4 protein-coding genes are annotated in these 2,790 nt (G+C 41.2%); all 4 read right to left on the bottom strand.

Going from position 1 to position 2,790, the window contains the following annotated elements; all coding sequences use genetic code 11:
- Positions 1-220: 220 nt before the first annotated feature.
- Complete coding sequence (locus LHW48_11630; GenBank protein MCB5261097.1) at positions 221-646, bottom strand: arsenate reductase ArsC; 426 nt, start codon at positions 644-646, stop codon at positions 221-223.
- A 3-nt stretch (positions 647-649) separates the two neighbouring features.
- The gene (locus LHW48_11625) at positions 650-1,000 is read right to left on the bottom strand and encodes a thioredoxin family protein (protein ID MCB5261096.1); all 351 of its coding nucleotides are present in this window, start codon (positions 998-1,000) and stop codon (positions 650-652) included.
- 77 nt (positions 1,001-1,077) lie between these two features.
- Positions 1,078-1,620 carry a DUF2703 domain-containing protein gene (locus LHW48_11620; GenBank protein ID MCB5261095.1) on the bottom strand — a complete coding sequence of 181 codons (543 nt, stop codon included), beginning with the start codon at positions 1,618-1,620 and terminating at the stop codon, positions 1,078-1,080.
- A 14-nt stretch (positions 1,621-1,634) separates the two neighbouring features.
- Entirely contained in the window at positions 1,635-2,648 is a 1,014-nt protein-coding gene (locus tag LHW48_11615) for a permease (protein MCB5261094.1), read from the bottom strand.
- Between the last annotated feature and the right edge of the window lie 142 nt (positions 2,649-2,790).

The following is a 2,790-nucleotide window of genomic DNA, read 5'->3' as shown; positions in this document are numbered from 1 at the left end:
TTTTCTCAATTTTGCAATCCTTTACATGCACCTTTTGCTCGGAATCCTTGGCTCCCACTCGTCGGAATCGATGGCTCTCGATCCTCGGAATGGTTGGCTCTCAACTCGCGGAACGCTTGGCTTTGAAGCTCGGAACAGTGTTCCTTTTGGCTCGGAATAACCAGAGGTCTTGCTCTATTATCATAAGGTTTACACAGGGCTTAATTTAAGTAAATAAACCTTATATATTACTTAGAGTCGATTTTAAATCTTTTATCTTAGTTTCAATTTTCTTAATAACTTCAATAAAATCATTATCATTCTTTCCGGTCGGATCATCCAAGCCCCAGTCCTCTCGGTGCCTACAAGGCAGATATGGACATTCGACATTGCATCCCATTGTAATAACAATATCCACAGGGGGGATATCCTCTAAAAGCTTGGGATGCTGGGTCTCTTCCATGTCAATTCCATAAAGTTGTTTTATAATCCTTACTGCATCAGGGTTGATGCGATTTTTTGTTTCTGTGCCTGCAGAGTAGCTTTCAAAAACATCAGATGCTAAATGTTTGCCGAGTGCTTCGGCAATTTGGCTGCGACAAGAATTATGGACGCAGATAAATGCAACCCTTGGTTTATCTATTTCCGCATCTTTGGTTTTATGCATATTCTATCCTCTGACCCTTTGCAGGATTTTTACGACCTCATCGGTTTTGAGAACCTTGCCATAAGAAACAACTTTTCCGTCTACAACCAGCGCAGGGGTAGTCATCACACCGTAAGTAGCAATTTGTGCGAAATCAGTCACATGATCGATTGTCGCATCCATGCCCAGTTGTTCGAGTGCAGCTTTTGTTGCAGCTTCAAGTTGATTACATTTCGCACAGCCGCTTCCTAGCACCTTAACACTTGCGCCCTCTGCTTTTGCTTTTTCAGCCTTTGCCATGTTTTCAGCATCACAGCTACCTCCGCAACAGGAGGTGTTTTTTTCATTTTTATTTTTCTTTCCAAACAAAGCCATAAAATTTTCTCCTTTATATCATTATTAGAATCCGAGGTTAACACAATTCAAATTGCGGTCAGAGAACTTCCTATTTATCAGCAGCAATTGCCTTCGCAGCAACACCCAGACTTGGTTTTCTTCCCATCAAAGAAATTTTTTAGGTTTGCAGGCAATTGATATTTATCAGAGGAACATTCTTCATTGAATTGACTAAATACACCCTGAAGGATGCTTTCTGCTAGCATTTCTTTGGGTGGAATCTCGTAAGTCTTACCGTTATACTCAAACACACGGCATTCTACATCTGTGTTGCTGATATCACTACAGCAGCCACAACTGTTTTCAGCAATTGATTTACAGATGTCCTGACCGTTCACCCGAATCGTCGGTGACGAAACAAATTGATGCTGTATGGCCATATCAACTGTCTTAATTTCAGTTTTGTTGTACTCAACATCAAAACCGGCAAGTTCTAATGCAGGAGTAAGCACCCGCATCACCTCATCAAGAACGCTGTCTGTCCCGATACAACGCTCACAGGTTTGAAGGTCAAGATAGAAATATTCAACAACAACCTTTTTATCACAATCACCGCATCCGCAGGAGCAGCAGGATTTCCCTAATGTTTTTGTCACCATTCATACCTCCCAAATTATATTATTAGCGCTTGTAAAGTATTGAAAATATATCCCACAACAATAATTCCTACAGTGCATACGGCGATGAACAGTGCCAGCAGTTTTGGCTTTATTGCCTTGCGAAGCATAATCAAAGATGGTAGAGACAACGTAGTTACTCCCATCATAAACGCCAGCACCGTTCCCAACTGTGCCCCTTTGGCCAGTAGTGCTTCTGCAATCGGAATCGTGCCAAAGATGTCAGCGTACATCGGTACGCCAATAACTGTCGCTAATATTACGCCGAAGGGGTTGTTGCTTCCCAGCAGGGATACCACCCATTCTTCGGGTATCCAATTATGAATAAATGCGCCTATTCCGACACCAATTAAGATATACGGGAAAACCTTTTTAAATGTTGATAGCGTTTGCTCCTTTGCATAAACCAACCGTTCTTTTTTTGTGAGTTCAGGAGATTCAATATCAACACTGCCAGCAGATAAAATAAAGCTTTCCACATACTTTTCCATGCGCATTTTCTCGATGATGGTGCCTCCGACCACAGCTATGATAAGTCCGAATATGACATATAATATAGCGACTTTTGTTCCAAATATGCTCATTAGCAGAATGAGAGAACCCAGATCTACCATCGGTGAAGAAACCAAAAATGAAAAAGTGACTCCGAGGGGTAAACCTGCGGATGTAAAGCCTATAAACAATGGAATAGACGAGCAGGAGCAAAAGGGTGTTACAGTCCCAAGCAAGGCAGCAACGGAATTTGCCCCAATCCCGTGGAACCGCCCTAAGATCTTTTTACTGCGCTCCGGAGGAAAGTAGCTTTGAATGTAACTGATAATAAAGATTAAGACGCATAATAGCACTACTATTTTTATAACGTCATAAATGAAAAACTGAATGCTACCTACCCAGCGATTGGCAGTGTCTAGCCCAAACGCAGACAGCATACTTCCGATTAGGTCGCTAAGCCATCTCATGCCGAGAATCTGATTTTGAAAAATATCCCAGATTGTTTTTAATATTTGCATAAGTTAACCTTCTTTCTGAAAACGGACAATCATATCTAAAAAACTTGATGTATAGTGTCTGAAAAAAGCCATTTTATATAAATGGCCTTTACAGACAACAATTACGTTCTTCAGTCATAGCAATAGCATTTGGTGTGATTAG

The organism is Candidatus Cloacimonadota bacterium, from assembly GCA_020532355.1.
Taxonomy (GTDB): Bacteria; Cloacimonadota; Cloacimonadia; order Cloacimonadales; family Cloacimonadaceae; genus UBA5456.
This window is presented reverse-complemented; position numbering and strand designations above follow the sequence as displayed.